Origin of the sequence: Skermanella aerolata KACC 11604, assembly GCF_000936425.1 — a bacterium.
GTDB lineage: Bacteria > Pseudomonadota > Alphaproteobacteria > Azospirillales > Azospirillaceae > Skermanella > Skermanella aerolata.
This window is the reverse complement of record NZ_AVFK01000057.1, coordinates 12,791-29,240: the sequence shown is the minus strand read 5'-3', so window position 1 is coordinate 29,240 and position 16,450 is coordinate 12,791. Positions and strand designations below refer to the sequence as shown.

The window sequence follows — 16,450 nt, the reverse complement described above, 5'->3', positions numbered from 1 at the left end:
TCCCGTCCCCATATACGCTTCCATCACCTGCGGGTTCTTCGACACCGTGGCGTACGGCCCCTCCGCCAGGATCTCGCCGCGCCTCAGCACCGTGATTGTGTCCGACAGGTCGGACACGACGCTCAGGTTGTGCTCGACCATCAGGATCGTCCGATTGGCCGAGACCTTGCGGATCAGTTCCGCCGTGCGGTCGATGTCCTCGTGGCCCATGCCGGCCATCGGCTCGTCCAGCAGCATCAGCTCCGGCTCGAGCGCCAGCGTGGTCGCGATCTCCAGCGCCCGCTTGCGGCCATAGGGCAGTTCCACCGCCGCCGTGTCGCGGTAGGCCGCGAGATTGACCGATTCCAGCAGCCTGTCGGCTTCGCCGTCGAGGCTGCGCAATGCATTCTCCGACCGCCAGAAGTCGAAGCTGTCGCCACGCAGCCGCTTCTGGAGCGCCACCCGTACGTTCTCCAGACAGCTCAGGTGCGGGAACACGGCGCTGATCTGGAACGAGCGCACCAGCCCCTGCCGCGCGATGTCCGCCGGCTTGACCTTGGTGATGTCGGTGCCGTTGAACAGGATCTGGCCGCTGCTCGGGATCAGGAACTTGGTGAGAAGGTTGAAGACCGTCGTCTTGCCGGCGCCGTTGGGACCGATCAGAGCATGGATACTACCGCGACGGACCTGGAGATTGACGTCCTTTACCGCGATGAAACCCTTGAACTCCTTGGTCAGACTTCGGGTTTCCAGAATATTGTCCCCGTCCATTGCGCCTCCCCTTATCGGACATCCCAAAACCTTTGAGGCGGATGTCCTGGATTTTGCGTGAAGTTAGGGACAAGGGGGAGGTGGTGACACCACCCGAAAGGGTGGCGTTCTGATTATTCTCCAAAGACCTACGGCAGCAACCCCAATTCACGTCCACGGGCGACGGCGCTGGTACGGGTGGTCACGTACAGCTTGGCGAACAGGCGCTTGAGGTACCATTTCACCGTATCCTCGGAAATCCTCAGCCGTTCCCCGATCTGGCGGTTGCGAAGCCCTTCCGACACCAGCCGAAGGATCTGGATCTCACGGTGATGCAGCCCGTCGGCGGCCTGGGGCGCCTGTTTCCCCGGCTCGGGCTGAAGCGTTTCCAGCACCTTGCCTGAAATCTCGATGGCGTCGCGGCACTGCGCCATCGCCGCTTCCAGGTCTCCCGCGGCCCCTGCCGCGTAGCCGACCATGACGGCGGCGAAGCCCCTCAGCACCATCTCCTGATCGGCGCGTCCCGGCAGGTCGCCGCACGGCCCCGTATCCAGATGTCCCAGCCAGCCGCCAGCGCGGTGGTGGGCCTCCGGCAAGGCATCGCGCTCTCCTGTCATCAGACGCCGCGTCAGGACGGCCATTTGCAAGCCGGAGATGCGCCCCTCGGTCTTCCGCGTGACGTCGCGGACCTGGTCTTCCGTCAGGTCGAGCGCCTGGACGCGGGTCAGGTAGTAGCGCGCCTCGTCCAGGGTGAAGCGCAGGTCCGATGCCTGAAGCTCCAGCAACCCGCCGCAGGCTCGCAGCCGGGCGAGAGGGAACGGCGGCTCGACCCTGCTAGCCACCGCCAGCGTGACCTGCCGGGGCAGGGCGCTCAGCAGCAGGTTGACGTCGCGGTGGATAGCGGGATCGCTCACCGCCTCGTAGTCGTCCAGGAACAGGACGGCGGTCTTGCCAGTCCTGTCCAGCCCGCTCAGCAAGGCCGGCAGCGCAGCGCTGAGCGCAGGCGCCTGCATGGCCCTGAGATGCCCGGCGAAGCCTGGCGCCACCGGTTCCAGCGCATTGCCAAGGTCGTTCAGGAAGTGCCCGTAGTCATGGCCGGAGCGGTGCAGCGACATCCAGCCGGCAGCCATGCCTCGGTTCCCGGCGATGGTATGCCAGCGGGCGAGCAGGGTGGTCTTGCCGATCCCGGCCGGACCCGAAAGGACGGCCAGACGCAGCTTGTCGAAGCGATCGACACAGTCTTCCAGTCGCAGCCGAAAGACCAACGATGTCTCCGTATGCTGCGGGCTAAAATTAGCGACAAATTTCCGCAATGTTTATATTGCCCTTTGCCGGTATGGGAAGGATGGTCGAAATATTCGGTTCAGACTTGTGTAACGGGATTGTCCTCCCGGCTTCAACTCTTACCATCACCTCAGGACCGGGTATCGGCCGTTCCTACTATGGAACTACTCCATTAAGCATAGCTGGCGGAGGGATGGTGTCAAAGCCGGGCGCCGGCTTGGCGAGACTTCCGCTGCGGTGTCAGGATGGAGGATCGATGGATGGAGTGGAATGACCGGTATGAAGATCGTATGTCGGACGAAACGGTCCCGGGCCATTCGCTCAATCTCCATGATTTCTCTTCTCGGCTCCGCCCTGCTCGCGGGCTGCGCCGGCCTGGACACGCCGGGCGGCGATGTTCCGGGCTACGATCTTCCGGGCTTCGTTCGGGGCGGCATCCTGCATGAACGGTACGACGGCCGGACCGACGACCTGCTGACCGGCGGCCTCGGCTCCGCCGGTCTCGCCAATCCCAGTCCCCCCACCTTCGCCGATCCCTCGCACCCCACGGCGGCGGAACTGCGCACCCGTGCGATCCACGCCAACTACCGCGCCCTGGTGGACATGACGCCGGGGGGAGGCTACGGGACTTTGTACGGGCCTGCCGTTGGGATCGGCGGTCTCGGCATGATCGCAGGCCATGAGTACCTGGCTCTGGCCGACCACGGCGACGGCAGCGGCGTCACCATCATGGTCCAGGTTCCCGACAGCTTCGGCATCGGCCAGACCTGTATCGTGACGGCTCCTTCCAGCGGATCGCGCGGGGTCTACGGCGCCATCGCCACGGCGGGGGAATGGGGGCTGAAGCGGGGCTGTGCGGTGGCCTATACCGACAAGGGCACCGGCATCGGAGTCCACGACCTGTCCGCCGATACCGTCGGCCTGGTCACCGGCGAGCGGGTGCCCGCCGGCTCCAGCCCCGATCGCGTCAACTTCCGCGCTGGACTGGACGGAGCGGCGCGCACCGCCTTCAACGCCGCGTTTCCCAACCGGCTCGCCTGGAAGCACGCCCATTCCGGCGGTAACCCCGAAAGCCGCTGGGGCCGGGATGTGCTGGACTCCATCGAACTGGCCTTCGCCATCCTCAACATCCATCATCCCGGCCCCAACGGCCGGCGGCATGTCCCGGCCAATACCGTCGTCATCGCCTCCAGCGTGTCTAACGGCGGCGGAGCGTCGCTGCGGGCCACCGAGACGGACCTATCCGGCCTGATAGACGGCGTCGCCGTTTCCGAACCCAACGTCAATCCCATCCACGATCCGTCCTTCGCGATCCGCCAGGGCGGCCAGCCGCCGTTCCGGTCCCATAGCCGGTCGCTCTACGACACCATCACGCTGGTCAACCTTTACGGGCCCTGCGCGGCGCTCGCAGTCCCGGATGCCCCGCTAGACGCGGGAGCCTCCGCCGGACGGTGCGAGGGGCTGTTCAGGAACGGGCTGCTGAAGTCTTCTGGGGTTCAGGCACAGGCGGCGGAAGCGATGGAGGTCATCAACGGCTATGGCATCCTGCCGGAACAGAACTTCCTTCAGCCGGCCTATGGCAGCTTCTCCGTGCCGCAATCGATCGCCGTCACCTACGCCAACGCCTATGCCAAAGCAGGCGTCGAGCGGAACCTGTGCGACTACAGCTTCGCCTATGCCGAGAAAGGCATTCCGGCGCCGCTGCCGCCTGCCGCCGCCGCCGACCTGTTCGCCACGGGCAACGGGATACCGCCGACCGGCAAGGTCGTCCTGATCAACAACAACGCCCCCGGCGGTCCGCGAGAGGACCGGTCATCGACCCTCGACCAGAACCTTCCCGGCGCGCTCTGCCTACGCGGCCTCGCCACCAATCCGTCGGAAGGCTTCCGCGCCAGCCTGGATGAGATCCGGGCAACCGGCGGTCTGCGAGGCAAGCCCGTCGTGATCGTCAACGGCAGGGCCGACGGCATCATCCCACCCAACCACGCCTCGCGTCCGTACTACGCCTTGACTCAGAAGACGCCGGGCGCCGGCAATGTCCGATACTACGAGGTGACCAATGCCGGCCACCTGGACGCCTTCAACGCCTTTCCCGGCTTCGACGCCCGCTATGTCCCGCTGCACCATTATTTTTTCCAGGCGCTCGACCTGATGTGGGACCATCTGGTCAACGGCGCGTCCCTGCCGCCCAGCCAGGTCGTCCGTACCGTTCCGCGTGGTCCCGGGGCACCGGCGATAGGCCCGGCCAACTTGCCGCCGATCCGCCGGGAGGCAGCCGAAGACGCGCTGATCCGCTTCGACGGGACGGAATTGTCGATCCCTGAGTAATACCAGAGCCAGAAAGTTCCGACCTGTCTTGCGACTTTCAGTGATGACGGAGTTGTTGGGCCGTGGGCCAACACCGACGCGTCGACAAATCGGAACTTTCCGGCTCCGGTATAAGCCTCCGGGATCGTTCAGCCGTGACCCTCGCCCAGCGTCTTGAGCGCCGCATCCAGAGCGATCCTCAGCCGCGTCTCGTCGTAGGGCTTGCCGACGAAGCCGACCGGCCGCGCCGCTTCCGCGCGCGCCATCGTGCCCTTGTCGCTGAAGGCGCTCATGAACAGGGAAGGGATGCCCCAGCGCTCCCGGATCTCGATCGCGGCCTCTATGCCGTCGGTGCCCTGCGCCAGCCGGATATCCATCAGGATCAGGTCGGGACGGTAGTCCTCGGCCGCCATGACGGCGCCGGGACCGGATACCGCCTTGCCGCAGACCATGAAGCCGAGGTCCTCGACCATTTCCTCTAGGAGCATGGCGGGAATGGCTTCGTCCTCGACGATAAGGATACGGACGGCCTGCCCGTCGTCAGGTTCCTGCCGGTCCGAAGGCTGGGGAACGCTGCGTCGGGTGTGTACAAGTCGAAGCTTTGGGAGTGCATGCATCGGACCGGACTTTGACTTTCAGGACGGTGGTGGCAGCGAGTTCAACACCGCAGCGCGGAAATAGTTTTGGTGTCCACCATGGAGTTGCTCAAATGTGTCACCAATCAACCGGTAGCGCTTGACGGAAAGCGATCAACCGGCCGCGGAGATGATGAACTTCGTCCCTCCACCGTCGGATGCGCATGAAAGCTCGGCGCCGACCTGACCGAGCAGGGCGGAAACCATCCTCATGCCGAGGCTCTTCGTCGCTGCCGGATCGAAGCCGGAGGGCAGGCCGACGCCCTCGTCGGCCACCACGACCTCGAACGAGCCGTCCTGGGCGGAGCGGAACTGGACGTGGATGGCTCCGCGCGTGCCGACCGGATAGGCGTATTTGACGGCGTTGGTGACCAGTTCGTTGACGATCAGCGCCAGAGGAATCACCTTGTCGGTCGGCAACTCGCGCGTGTCGGCATGGACGTCGATATGGTGTCCCTGCTCGATCATCGCGGAATGGGAAAGATCCGCGCACAAGTCGCGCAGGAACTGGCCGAACTCGACCACGCCGACCTTGTCGGTCTTGTAAAGGCGCTCGTGGACGCGGGCAACGGTGGCCACGCGGGCGCAGGCCTCGTCGAAATGGCGCCGGGTCACCGGGTCGGTGATCTGCCGGCTTTCCAGCCTGAGCAGGCTGGACACGAGTTGCAGGCTGTTCTTGACTCGGTGGTTGACCTCCCGCAGCATCAGGTCCTTCTGGATGATAGACCGGCGCAGCTCGAGCAGCGCCATGACCTGCCGCGCAAGGCTGTGCAGCGCCGCCTTCTGCTGCTCGTCCAGAACGCGGGGCTTGGTGTCCAGGACGCAGATGGTGCCCAGTGCGTACCCGTCGGTCGTCTCCAGCGGCACGCCTGCGTAAAACCTCATATGGGGATCGCCGGTAACCAGGGGATTGCCGACGAACCGCTCGTCCTTGGTCATGTCCGGAACGACGAAGATGTCCTTCTGCCGGATCGCATGAGTACAGACGGATATGTCCCGCGGGGTCTCGCTCACGCCCAGGCCGATTTCCGACTTGAACCACTGCCTGTCCGCATCGACGAAGTTGACCACAGCGATCGGAGCCTGGCAGATATAGGCGGCAAGGCAGGTCAGGTCGTCGAACTCCGCCTCCCGCGAAGTATCCAGGATATTATATCGGTGTAGAGCTTCGAGCCGCTGGATCTCATCGATCTGCCGCCCTGGTATTGCGCTGCCCATCAAGCTTACAGGTCCCAAAATGTCACGATATCACCCGGCATACCCTTTCCGGATGTTGTCCCAATGTCGTGATGATGCACGGAATTAGTGCTAAGCAAAGCACATTTCCGACATAGCCGAACGCGCGAATGGAAGGGAAGGATGCCCATTCCGGGAGAACGGGCATCGCTCGCGGTTTGTTGCCGAAACCCTGTGGGGTTAGCCGTCCGGTATCAGGCGGCTTCCTCCCGGCTCGACGCCGTCGCGTCTGATCCTGACTTGCCCGGTGCGGAATCGTCGGGCATCGCCAAGTCCAGATGCGTGCCGGTCGCGTGAGCATAAAGCAGCAGGTCGTTCAGCAGTTCCGTCTCGGCATCGGCGGAATCCTTGCGCCGTATCGCGACAAGGCGGTCCAGCGCCTTTATGTTGAAGCCAGCCGACTTCGCCTCGCCCTTGAGGTCCTTGAGGTCGCTTTTCAGTCCATCGATCTCGTTCAGCAGATTTTCCATACGGTCGGCGAACTGCTTCAACTGTTCTGCCGTCGTCGCACCAGAGTCGATCAAGGTTAACTCCATTGGATAAGGGGAGCGTCGTCATACCGGCAGGAGCGGCCGCTGGCAACAGGCCGCTTGCGGAACGTTCGCCTCTCCGGCGCGGTTGAGAAAGCAGGCGGCCGCCGCCCATCGGCGGCCGTTTTCCCAACAACCAGCAACGAGGCAGGAAATGGTCGACTCACTGTCAGCCTCCGATGGTCAGGCCGGGCGTTATCTCGAGAACACCCCGGAACATCCCTACATCCCCTACGACGCACCGAGCGTGCGCGGCCGTGCCCGCATCACCAGCGGCAGGGGCGGACACCAGGATACCTCGGCGGCATGGTCGCCGGGAGGCATCAGCGACGTCATTCGCGAACACCCCATTCCCTTCGTGATGTTCGCCGCCAGCGCCGGCATCCTGCTCGCCGCCTGGATGGGCTACCGCCGCTATGGCGTACCCGACGGCATCCGCGACAACATCCCCGGCATGCGCGGGTCCCGGTCGGACAGGACGTCGGTCGGATGGGCCATGCCGGACGGCTCCGCCTCGCATTCCGACACGATCACGGGCGAGGCGGCCGATGTGCTGGGCCAGACCAGCCGCGAGAACCCTCCGCCACGGGCGACCGGGCGCGTCGTGCGCCGGGAAACGGACGCGCCTGTCTTCGATCGGCCCTGATCGCGGTCCGATCGGCGGAAACGTGCCGTCGCGGCGGTGGGCCAAATCCGCCGCTGTGACTGCTTCCGTCCACGCCCCGGCGCTGCAATCCCCCAAATTTGTCTCAATAATATCCACTACTATAGTAAAAGAACCGATTTGAAACAGTCTTGTCGGCCTTTTGTGTAATTGGACTTCTTCATTACCATCTGAACATCCGTAGGTACTTATTGACGCATGATAAAGCCGTGCCGGACAACCGGCGGCGGTGCTTTTTCATGTCCGGACGGCCCGTCACTTCGTCAGGAATTTGGCAACCTTTTGACTTGATCCTCGAATCCGGTCGCCGCCGCTCTTTGCGGCTGCGGTTCAAGCATAGAAACAAGACGGAAGCTGCAACGAAATTGATAGTGAATATGCCGGAAAACTCACAGGATTAGCCTTTCAAAGTCACAGCAATTCTCATCGAGGTCACATCTTTGCCACGTCAAATTTCAGTGCATTTCGAATACATTCGCCGCTGGGAGAAAAGCAAATCTGCACTCAGTTAAGTGAAATTTAACGTTTGAGTGCTTGAATACATTCCAGGAAGCCCTGTAGCTGACATTATGTTTGATCTGCTATAGGAGTACTGGGCTCAACAGGCCCTCTTCCCTAACAAAGACTTGTTGGAGTGCGAATTTGCAGTTCGCCCATGGGTCAACTTTTGCCTGAAGACATGAACCGGAAGGACCGGATCGGCGGGCGGAATTGAGACACGGCGGCTGCGACCAGGGGACATAAGGCCGGAAACAAGGACTTAGCCCCTAACCGGACGAACGGAGCCAACCGGCGTCCAGGAAAGACATGCAGGAGCCGCCGCCGTCGATTTAAATCGCGACGGTATATGCAACCAGAAAACAAGCTGGAAGAAATCCATGTACCACTCGAGAATCGGAGTAGAGAAGTCGCTTGGTGAAGAATCGAAGGTCACCAATGCCAGCTCTCTACCGCATGACGGTTCACAGGTCGTATCCCAGGTCCGGCAGGAACCAAGGCAGGTAGCGGCACAGACTTCCGGGCGCCAATCCTCGGGAATTTCCGGTTTAGAGTATTACAATTCCGTATTTTCTTCTTCTATTGCCGACACCGCTGAAGACCGGAACGAATGTTTCCGCGTCCGTTTCCAGGTCTACTGCATCGACAACGGGTTCGAAGATCCCGCCGACAACCCCGACGGACTTGAGCGCGACGGCTTCGACAGTCACTCCGCCCATTCCATCCTGACCCACAATGCCACCGGCAATGCCATCGGCACCGTTCGCCTGGTTCTTCCCGACGAGGACGGCGAGCGCCGCGTGCTCCCGATGCAGCGGATCGCCGGAGAGATCGCCGCCGACGACGTAGCGCCCTTCCCGGTCTGGCGCACCGCCGAGATTTCCCGCTTCTCGATTGTCAAGAGCTTCCGCCACCACACGCCCGACCAGGGCTTCGAAGCGCAGCTCTCGTCCGAGGAATGGCGCAAGATGCTCTTCCATCTGCCGCTCGGACTCATTAAATCCTGTGTCGAGATGAGCGTGCGGGAGGGCATGACCCATTGGGCCGCCGTGATGGAGCCGGCTCTGCTTCGCCTGCTGACCCGTCTCGGCATTCACTTCAACCCGCTGGGTTCGCTGGTCGAGTACCATGGACGGCGTCAGCCCTGCTGGGTCGATCTGGATGCCATGCTGGCCCGCGTCCATGCCGAGCGCCCGGACGTTTGGGACGTGATTACCGACGGTGGCCGGCTGTGGCCGCTGCCGCAGGCAGTCGGGGCGGAAGCCGCCGACTTGAATGAAGTTGAAGTGACCGTTGACGATGTGATCGCCGCACAGGCGATGCCCGAGCGCCGCGCCGCCATGCGCTGACAGACAGCTTACAGACGGGGGGCGGCCCGGAGGAAACAAGGATCTTGCCGACCATGACCATTCCAGCGATGCCTGCGCGCGCCGCCAACTTCGATTACGACGAGGCGTTCAGCCGCAACATCGGATGGGTGACCGAATGGGAGCAGCAGATATTGCGCACCAAACGGATCGCCATAGCGGGAATGGGGGGAGTAGGCGGGGTTCATCTCCTGACGCTGGCGCGCCTCGGCATCGGTTCGTTCCATGTCGCCGACATGGACGTCTTCGAGACCGTCAATTTCAACCGCCAGATCGGCGCTTCCACCGCCACGGTCGGCCGCCCCAAGGTCGACGTCATGGCCGGCATGGCGCGCGACATCAACCCGACAGCCGAGATCCGGCGTTTCCCCAACGGGATAAACGACGACAACATCGACGACTTCTTGGACGGCGTCGATCTGTTCATCGACGGCTTCGACTTCTTCGTGATCGACATCAGGGCCAAGGTCTTCGCGCGCTGCGCCGAGCTGGGCATCCCGGCCATCACCGCCGGACCGATCGGGATGGGCACGGCCTATCTGGTCTTCATGCCCGGCCAGATGACCTTCGAGCAGTATTTCGGTCTGGACGGCCAGCCGGTCGAGCAGCAATACGTCAACTTCCTGGTCGGACTGACGCCGCGCGCGATGCATCGGTCGTATCTGGTCGACCCCACGCGCCTCGACCTGGTCAACCAGCGCGGCCCTTCCACCGCGATGGCCTGCCAGCTCTGCGCTGGCGTCACCGGCATCGAGGCGCTGAAGATCCTGCTGGATCGCGGCGACGTCAAGGCGGCCCCCTGGTTCCACCAGTTCGACGCCTATACCGGGCGCTTGGTCAGCAAGCGCCTGCCCGGCGGCAGCCGGCATATCGGCCAGCGGCTGAAGCAGAAGCTGGGTGCGCGCATGATGCGCGCCATCGCCCGCACTGCGCCGAAGCCGCAGCCTGACGCCGCCGCCCCGGAAAGCCGGTCGGAGATGTGGCGCATCCTGGATCTGGCCCGCTGGGCACCCAGCGGCGACAACAGCCAGCCCTGGCGCTTCCGGATCGACGGCGACGACGCCGTGACGATCATCATCCATCACGAGGCCGGGACCAACGTCTACGAGTACAACGACGGCCAGCCGACCCTACTGTCCGCCGGCCACCTGCTGGAGACCCTGCGTATCGCCGCCAGCCGATACGGACGGCGGATGGAGTGGAGCCACCGCCGGGTGAACGAGGGGGGCAACGGTTCTCACGAGGACATCATCAGCGTCCGCTTGCCGCGCCAGCCGGGGCTTCGCGCCGACCCGTTGGATGGCTTCGTCCGGCTGCGCTCGGTTGATCGCACCAGCTACAGCACCACCCCGCTGACCGACCAGCAGAAGGCCGAACTGGCCAATGCGCTCGGTCCCGACCTGAAGTTGTCCTGGTTCGACGCACGCCCGCAGCGGCGCAGCTTCGCCCAGCTCAACGGCTTGGCGACAGACATCCGCTTGCGCTGTCGGGAAGCCTATGACGTCCATCGCCGGATGCTCGACTGGGACAACCGCTTCAGCCCCGCCGGATTGCCGGCGACCGCGATCGGCTTGGACCGCATGACCCGTTCGCTGATGCGCTGGGCCATGAAGGACTGGTCGCGGGTAAAGATGATGAACCTAGCCGGGACCGGGGCAGCCAGCTTCCAGATCGACAGGCTGCCGGGCGTCAACTGCGCCGGGCACTTCACGGTGACGTGGCGCAACCCGCGCTCGCAGCCGGCGACGCCGGAGGACCTGCTGCGCGCCGGTGAAAGGCTCCAGCGCTTCTGGCTGACCGCGACGATGCTGGGCTTGGCTCTTCAGCCGGGTCTGGCGCCGATCGCCTTTTCGACCCATGCCTTGCACGGCGTACGCTTCACGGAAGATCTGAAGCTCCTGGCGAAGGCGGAAAAGCTGGCGGTGGAGGTCAGTCGGGTGACCGGGACGGAGGTCGATCAGCTCGTCTTCATGGGCCGGATCGGGCGTCCGAAGTCGATGCGCTCGACCAGCCGGTCACACCGGCGTCCGCTGGAGGAGCTGATCGTCGGTGAAGAGAAGGGTGGTGGCTTCGTGGAGCCTGCTCCCTCACCCTCCCATGCTTCGCATGGGTCCCTCCCTCTCCCGAAGGGGGAGGGGCAAATAGTTCAACCTGAGAGTGCTGTAGCGAAATGACGCCAGTGATGGCTAAGTCACTATAAATGCTAACTAAATCAACCATATGACAACGGCCTCTCGCCCGCTTGCGGGAGAGACCCATGCGAAGCATGGGAGGGTGAGGGAGCACGTTCCCTAAGCTAAACACCTCCGCATGCCGAACACTCGTGCCCGTGAATTGCGAGTCAACTCGACCGACACGGAGCGCCGCTTGTGGTCACTCCTGCGTGATCGGCGCCTGGACGGGCACAAATTCTGCCGTCAAGTCCCGATCGACTCGTACATTGCCGATTTCGCCTGCTTCGAACATATGCTGATTGTCGAAGCCGATGGTGGCCAGCATGCCGACAACCAATATGACCAGCGGCGAACCAGCTGGCTGCAATGCCAAGGCTGGCGCGTGGTCCGATTCTGGAACAGCGAAATACTGCGAACCCCTCAGGATGTCGCAGCATCGATTCTTCGTAGTTTAGAGGAAGGTTGATGCCGGGACGTTCCCGGCCCGGCATCAACCTGCAACCTTAGCCGCGCTGCTTGCGCGACCGGGCGGCGGCGCCCAAGCCCAGCAGACCGGCGCCCAGCAGGGCGAGGGTTGCGGGCTCGGGGACTTCCGTCGGGGGAGTGACGTCGGCGGTCACCTGCAACTCGGCGGTGCCGGACAGCGGCAAGACCCAACCTTCCGGAGAAGGCTGGAAGCTGCTGCTGAGCGTCACGATGTTGCCGTTGCCGAAGTATTCGGCGGCGGCGCCGCCGGTGATCGACAGGTTGCCGGCACCGAAGCCGCGGATCAGGTCGGAATTGTTGAACGATGCGCCGGAGCTGAAGAGGGTGCCGGTCTCACCGGCATTCGGGCCGGAGGTTTCGGTGCTCTCGAAGCCTACCAGCGACAGCCAGGGCGTTCCATCGGTGAAGCCGGTGGTGGTCGCCAGATTGCTGTCGGGGCTGTCGTCCAGGAAGAAGTCGATGATGCCGCCGGAGAAGACGGCCGTGCTGACGGCGCCGGCGGGGTTGAACGTCGTGACGGTGTAGTCGCGGAACGAATAGGTCAGTTCGCAGGAACCGCCGCTGGCGCAGAAGGCGCCTTCGTTCAGGTCGTTGATCTGGGTGACGCGGCCGAAGCCGAACAGGTTGTCGCCAACGCTGTCGACGAAGCTTTCGGTCAGGTTCGAGAACTTGAACGTGGTCTCGCCGGGGCCGCCAACGATGACGCCGGCAACCGGCGTCGGGGCCGCGATGGCCTGACCCATGCCCAGCGCCATGACAGCGCCGACGGCTGCCACTGTCAGGGTCTTGTTGATGATGCTCTTCATTCGATCCTCCAGGTCGCACAGGTGCGATTTGCCCTGAGAAGTAAGCAACCATCGTGCCAAGGAGGGAAATGCGTTGTTAATCAGGAGGTTGACGAGTTTTGCGCCAAATCCTGACGGGGAAGTGTAAAGGATCGTGACAGATCCGCAGCTCCAAGCCCCGCGATCAGCCCACTGGCGAAGGCGCCCTGAAGCAGGTAGCCGCCGGTCGGCGCCTCCCAATCCAGCATTTCTCCGGCCACGAACACGCCCGGCAGCCGTTTCAGCATCAGATCCGGCGTCAGTTCGTCCAGATCGACCCCGCCGGCGGTCGAAATCGCCCGTTCGATCGGCCGGCAGCCGGTCAGGCGAAGGGGCAGCGCTTTGATCAGCGGCGCTATCCTCGACGGCTCGGTGGAAGATCCGGCGACACCCCGGACGAGGCCGGGGAGGGGACCTGTCAAGTTTACTGACTTCCGCAGCCAGTTAGAGAGGGATTCCGAGCCGCGCGGCCGGCGCAATCGGTCCCGTACCTGTTCTCCCGAAAGCTGAGGCCGGAGGTCCAGGGTCAGCACCGCCTCGCCGTCGCGCTCGATCGCGTCGCGGAGCGCCGCGCTGAGCGCATAGACCCCGCCGCCCTCAATGCCGCTCCTGGTCAGCATCAGCTCGCCGCGCATGGTCGTCCCGCCGAAGCTGAGCGCGAGGTTCTTCAGCGGCTCGCCCTCGTGCTTCGCGATGAAGCCTTCGTCCCAGGCCACGGTGAAGCCGCAGTTGGCGGGCCGCAGCGGACGCACCGCGATGCCGTGCTCCGCCAGGAGGCCGGTCCAGCTTCCGTCGGACCCGAGCTTCGGCCAGCTCGCACCGCCCAGCGCCAGGACCGTAGCACCGGCGTCAACCGCGACCGTGTCTCCGGCGGCGTTCCTGACCAACGGCTTGCCGGCGTCGTCGAAGCCGATCCAACGGTGCCGCGTGTGGAGCGTGACACCCAGCCCATCGAGTTGCCGCAGCCAAGCGCGCAGCAAGGGCGAGGCCTTCATCTGAATGGGGAACACCCGGCCGCTGCTGCCGACGAAGGTCTCGATCCCCAAGCCTGCCGCCCAGGCCTTCATGTCGTCGGGCGAGAAACGCTCCAGCCAGGACGACACCACGGCAGCCCGTTCGCCGTAGCGCGTGACGAACCGCTCCAGCGGTTCGGAATGCGTCAGGTTCAGCCCGCCGCGTCCGGCCAGCAGGAACTTGCGTCCGACCGACGCCATCGCGTCGTAGATGTCTACCGTGAGCCCGGCCTTCGCCATGACCTCGGCCGCCATCAGCCCTGCCGGACCGCCGCCTATCACGGCGGCGCGGGGGATGGCGCTGCCGGTTGTCTCTTCAGTCCAATGTGCCGTCATGCTCTCCTCCGGTGGCCTACCATAGGCCACCGGACACGGTGAAGGAAGCCGCCGGCGATGCAGACGGCCAGCACGGGGTAGAGCGGCAGCAGCGGCAGGTTGAACCGGGCTTCCCCGAAGAAGACGGCGGTGATCGCGCCGAAATAGGCGACCGGCAGGAAAGCGGCCAGCGCCGCGTCGGCAGGGCGGCGCGCCAGCCAGAACAGGACCGGGAACAGGAAGGCGCTCCACATCATCGCCCAGTGCCAGATCTCGGCGACGGGAGCCACGGCGGTTACCAGCGCGTGGACATCCCGGCCGTTCCGCTTGGCGCCGATTTCCGCCTGCGCCAGCGGCAGCGTGTCGAAGCGGAAGAACTGGTAGAGCTTGTAAGGGATACGCTTGGCGGCCTCGACCGGATTGTCGCGGATATAGTCCATGGCCAGCCGGTTGAGCTTCGCGTTCAGCGCCAGCTCGTCCGGGATGGCCTTCAGGATGTTCAGGTTCTCCGTGGCTTCCGTGAATTCCGGCGGAGCCGGCCACATATAGTTGCCCCAGCGGTTCCACGGGTTATTGCCCATGTAGAGGTTGAACCCGCCATTGGTCGAGATCAGCACCGGCTGGCCCAGTACCTCCCAGTTCCGCATCGTCCACGGCGCTGTCACGGCGAGGCAGGCAGCATAGGCGACCAGTCCCGTCAGCACTGCCTGCCGGAAGCCGATCCGTCGCAACACCAGCGCACCCGCCACCAGCAGCCCCGGCAGCAGAAGTCCCTGGGTCTTGACCAGCGAGGCCAGCCCGAAACAGAAGCCTGCCGCCGCGACCGCGACCCAGCGCCGCCGGGTTTCGGCGGCACCCAGCAGCAGATCCGTTCCGGCCAGCAGCAGCGCCGTGAACAGCAGCTCCGAATACAGCAGCTCGGTATAGAAGATCTGTGTCGGATAGAGCACGGCCAGCAATAGCGCCGCCCTGGCCGCCGTCTCCGATCCGGTAGCCCGGCGGGCTATCCGGTAGACGAAGACCATTGCGATACCCGACAGCACCAGATTGGCGATCTTGGCGGCTTCGAGGCTGGGGCCGAAGACGGCGAACAGACCCGCCAGGAAAGCGGGGTAACCTACCGGCCAGAACGCCGTCGGCTGGCCTTGGACGGCATAGCCCTCGCCGTTCAGCATCCCGACCGCACGCTCGAAATACCAGAGCTGATCGCTCATCGGCGCCGCATCGACCGCCAGCATCCAGCCGATCCGGGGTGCCAGGAACAGCACCGCCGCAAGGATGAGGAAGCGACTGGTGCCTTGAGAAGGCGTCTTCAGTTCCAGCATTCGATCCGGGCCGCGAAGGCGCTGGCGCGGTCCAGCACCTCGTCGTCGGGCAGGGTGCGACCGCGCGCTTCGGTTGTGTATGAGATGTGCTGAGGCAGCAGGAAGCGGAAGATCGTCTCGTTGTTGACGGCCTGTGCGACGTCGTCCACGAACTGACCGGTCTCGCGGAAGGTCGTCACTTCGTCCACCTTGCTGCGGATCATGCCGATCACCCTGCCGGTCTCGTCCAGAACGGGACTGCCGCTGTGGCCGGCGCGGATGCGTCCCTCCACGATGAATTCCGTGCCGTCTCCGATCACCTGCCCCGGCCGCGCATCCACCGCCGTACGGCTGGGAACGATGGTGGCGGCACCCAGCGCAGGATAGCCCACGACGGACGCGTCCGTTCTTCCGATACGCTCCGGGGTTGGATTGAAGCGGGCGAACCGCTCCGGCAGTGCCTTGGTCTGGAGCACCGCCAGATCGTCCTCGTAGTCCGATGCGATCACCTTCGCCGCCGTCCGGCCGCTCCGGCCGGAGGAGACCGTAACAGCCGCGCAATGCGCGATCACATGGAAACCGGTCAGCACCTGACCGCGCGGATTGATGAAGAAGCCCGATCCGGCGGTGCGGATCTCGACCTTTTCACCGGGACGTCCCCGGTTGGCTCCGGCGAGCTGGCTGCGTACCCGTCTGGTGCGGGCCTCCGCCAGCGCGCCCGCCTCATCTCCCGTGATGACGCGACCCTTGCAGTCGGCGGTCGGCAGCCGGGTCACCACGTCCTGTCGGCTGTCGTAGCAGAGCACGACCGGCGCCGGGGGCTGTATCACCGCCAGTTCCGAGGGAGCGTTGTTCGCGCAGGCGTACAGCGGCACCGCCAGCACGGCGGCGGCCCAAACTCTCATCGACGCCGCCGGTTGGGCTTTTCCGCCTTGTCGTCGGGGTGATGCATGGCGAGCAGGCCGGTGGTCTTCCCGCCATCGGGCACCTTGTCGTTGGTAACCGCCCACGCGATGATCACGACAAGACCGATCAGCGAGAACAGAAACAGCAGGCTATCCATTGGACCTCATTCCGGCGAACC

General features: G+C 64.3%; 15 protein-coding genes. 5 read left to right on the top strand and 10 right to left on the bottom strand.

Annotated elements, in window-relative coordinates; all coding sequences use genetic code 11:
- Together N826_RS34475 and N826_RS34470 are read right to left on the bottom strand one after the other, a co-directional pair.
- On the bottom strand, positions 1-750 hold a 750-nt coding region (locus N826_RS34475; RefSeq protein ID WP_044436592.1), incomplete at its 3' end, for an ABC transporter ATP-binding protein.
- A gap of 128 nt (positions 751-878) precedes the next feature.
- On the bottom strand, positions 879-1,994 hold the full coding sequence (locus tag N826_RS34470; protein ID WP_044436591.1) for a LuxR C-terminal-related transcriptional regulator: 1,116 nt from the start codon (positions 1,992-1,994) through the stop codon (positions 879-881).
- A gap of 349 nt (positions 1,995-2,343) precedes the next feature.
- Here N826_RS34470 and N826_RS34465 point away from each other — a divergent pair, with 349 nt between their 5' ends.
- Positions 2,344-4,341, top strand: a complete 1,998-nt coding sequence (locus tag N826_RS34465; protein ID WP_147041192.1) for a 3-hydroxybutyrate oligomer hydrolase family protein — start codon at positions 2,344-2,346, stop codon at positions 4,339-4,341.
- Positions 4,342-4,469: 128 nt separating this feature from the next.
- On the opposite strand, the gene N826_RS34460 is transcribed toward N826_RS34465, so the two are convergent.
- The 3 genes from N826_RS34460 to N826_RS40910 form a co-directional block, all read right to left on the bottom strand.
- A complete protein-coding gene (locus N826_RS34460) occupies positions 4,470-4,937 on the bottom strand; it encodes a response regulator (RefSeq protein WP_084721437.1) in 468 nt (155 codons plus the stop codon).
- Positions 4,938-5,069: 132 nt separating this feature from the next.
- Positions 5,070-6,173 carry a sensor histidine kinase gene (locus N826_RS34455; RefSeq protein ID WP_044436589.1) on the bottom strand — a complete coding sequence of 368 codons (1,104 nt, stop codon included), beginning with the start codon at positions 6,171-6,173 and terminating at the stop codon, positions 5,070-5,072.
- 212 nt (positions 6,174-6,385) lie between these two features.
- Positions 6,386-6,715 carry a DUF2312 domain-containing protein gene (locus N826_RS40910; protein WP_052832587.1) on the bottom strand — a complete coding sequence of 110 codons (330 nt, stop codon included), beginning with the start codon at positions 6,713-6,715 and terminating at the stop codon, positions 6,386-6,388.
- Positions 6,716-6,875: 160 nt separating this feature from the next.
- Here N826_RS40910 and N826_RS34445 point away from each other — a divergent pair, with 160 nt between their 5' ends.
- From N826_RS34445 to N826_RS42360, 4 genes are all read left to right on the top strand, one after another.
- Positions 6,876-7,367 carry a hypothetical protein gene (locus N826_RS34445; protein ID WP_044436587.1) on the top strand — a complete coding sequence of 164 codons (492 nt, stop codon included), beginning with the start codon at positions 6,876-6,878 and terminating at the stop codon, positions 7,365-7,367.
- A gap of 896 nt (positions 7,368-8,263) precedes the next feature.
- On the top strand, positions 8,264-9,232 hold the full coding sequence (locus N826_RS34440) for a PEP-CTERM/exosortase system-associated acyltransferase (RefSeq protein WP_052832585.1): 969 nt from the start codon (positions 8,264-8,266) through the stop codon (positions 9,230-9,232).
- 53 nt (positions 9,233-9,285) lie between these two features.
- A complete protein-coding gene (locus N826_RS41340; protein WP_084721438.1) occupies positions 9,286-11,424 on the top strand; it encodes a ThiF family adenylyltransferase in 2,139 nt (712 codons plus the stop codon).
- A gap of 136 nt (positions 11,425-11,560) precedes the next feature.
- Entirely contained in the window at positions 11,561-11,890 is a 330-nt protein-coding gene (locus tag N826_RS42360; protein WP_084721435.1) for an endonuclease domain-containing protein, read from the top strand.
- A gap of 37 nt (positions 11,891-11,927) precedes the next feature.
- On the opposite strand, the gene N826_RS34430 is transcribed toward N826_RS42360, so the two are convergent.
- The 5 genes from N826_RS34430 to N826_RS43765 form a co-directional block, all read right to left on the bottom strand.
- Positions 11,928-12,716, bottom strand: coding sequence for a PEP-CTERM sorting domain-containing protein (locus tag N826_RS34430; RefSeq protein ID WP_044436585.1), 789 nt, complete (start codon positions 12,714-12,716; stop codon positions 11,928-11,930).
- Positions 12,717-12,796: 80 nt separating this feature from the next.
- Positions 12,797-14,083, bottom strand: coding sequence for a BaiN/RdsA family NAD(P)/FAD-dependent oxidoreductase (locus N826_RS34425; RefSeq protein WP_044436584.1), 1,287 nt, complete (start codon positions 14,081-14,083; stop codon positions 12,797-12,799).
- Entirely contained in the window at positions 14,080-15,387 is a 1,308-nt protein-coding gene (locus tag N826_RS34420; RefSeq protein ID WP_044436582.1) for an ArnT family glycosyltransferase, read from the bottom strand. Before N826_RS34420 ends, N826_RS34425 begins: the two co-directional genes overlap by 4 nt.
- A complete protein-coding gene (locus N826_RS34415) occupies positions 15,375-16,271 on the bottom strand; it encodes a S1 family peptidase (protein ID WP_044436580.1) in 897 nt (298 codons plus the stop codon). Before N826_RS34415 ends, N826_RS34420 begins: the two co-directional genes overlap by 13 nt.
- Positions 16,268-16,429 carry a hypothetical protein gene (locus N826_RS43765; RefSeq protein WP_157599398.1) on the bottom strand — a complete coding sequence of 54 codons (162 nt, stop codon included), beginning with the start codon at positions 16,427-16,429 and terminating at the stop codon, positions 16,268-16,270. Before N826_RS43765 ends, N826_RS34415 begins: the two co-directional genes overlap by 4 nt.
- Positions 16,430-16,450 lie beyond the last annotated feature (21 nt).